Consider the following 1,203-nt stretch of genomic DNA (forward strand, 5'->3'; position numbering starts at 1 on the left):
CTCTATCATCTAGGCCTATTCGGTTTGCTTCTTGGATGGGAGGCGATCGCGATGGAAACCCCAATGTCACTTCTACTGTAACAAAAGAAGTATTGGCTCTGAGTCGTTGGATGGCAGCGGATTTATATTTGAGGGACTTGGCTTCGTTGATGACGCATTTGTCGATGTGGGAAGCGAGCGCGGAGCTTGTCGAATTAGCAGAGCAGCTAGATTCAGGTTCGGGTCGCAATCAAAGCGAGCCTTATCGGATTGTGTTGTCTTCGTTGAGAAAACGCTTATCTAACACTCGTGATTGGGCGGCAGAGGTCGCGCGTGGTGATGTTTCAAATTTCTCCCAAGATCAACTTCTCTTGTTGACAAGTGAATTACTCGAGCCTTTATTGATTTGTTATCGATCATTGCATGAAAAAGGAATAGCGCGTGTGGCAGACGGTGCCTTACTTGATGTGATTCGCCGTGTTCAATGCTTCGGTTTAGAGCTGCTGAAATTAGACGTAAGACAAGACTCTGAGCGCCATGCTGATGCGATAAACGAGATCACGGAATTTTTGGGTATCGGCACCTATAACGATTGGAAAGAGGAAGAGAGACAAGCATTCTTGTTGAAAGAGTTGCAGGGCAAACGCCCTCTGATTGCAAAGGGCATGACTTGGAGCGAAGAGACTCAAGAGGTCTTCGATACTTGTGCAGTGATTGCTGGTGAGTCAGAGGAGGCGTTTGGGTCCTATGTAATCTCTATGGCATCTAAGCCTTCTGACATATTGGCCGTTATCTTATTGTTGCGCGAGCAAGGCATGAATCGAAAGATGCGTATTGTTCCTTTGTTCGAAACCTTGGATGACTTGAATAGCGCGTCAGAAAGCATTGATAGATTGTTGAGTGTGCCTTGGTATGCAGATTACTGTGATGGCTATCAGCAGGTGATGATTGGTTACTCTGATTCGGCTAAAGATGCAGGTCAATTAGCCGCGGGTTGGGCGCAATATCGAGCGCAAGAATCCTTAGTAAAAGTGGCAGCGAAACACGGCGTGAAGTTGAGCCTGTTCCACGGTAGGGGGGGAACGGTAGGTCGCGGTGGAGGTCCTGCTAACAAGGCGATTCTGTCTCAGCCTCCGGGATCTGTTGATGGGCGATTTAGGATTACAGAGCAGGGCGAGATGATTCGATTTAAATTTGGATCGCCCTCTCTTGCAAGTAAGAGTC

Annotated in this window: 1 protein-coding gene; it reads left to right on the forward strand. The window is 47.7% G+C overall.

Annotated features, from left to right (window positions below):
* Positions 1-35: 35 nt before the first annotated feature.
* On the forward strand, positions 36-1,203 hold a 1,168-nt coding region (locus tag A3738_RS10860), incomplete at its 3' end, for a phosphoenolpyruvate carboxylase (protein ID WP_231876621.1).

This window comes from Oleiphilus sp. HI0066, assembly GCF_001635725.1.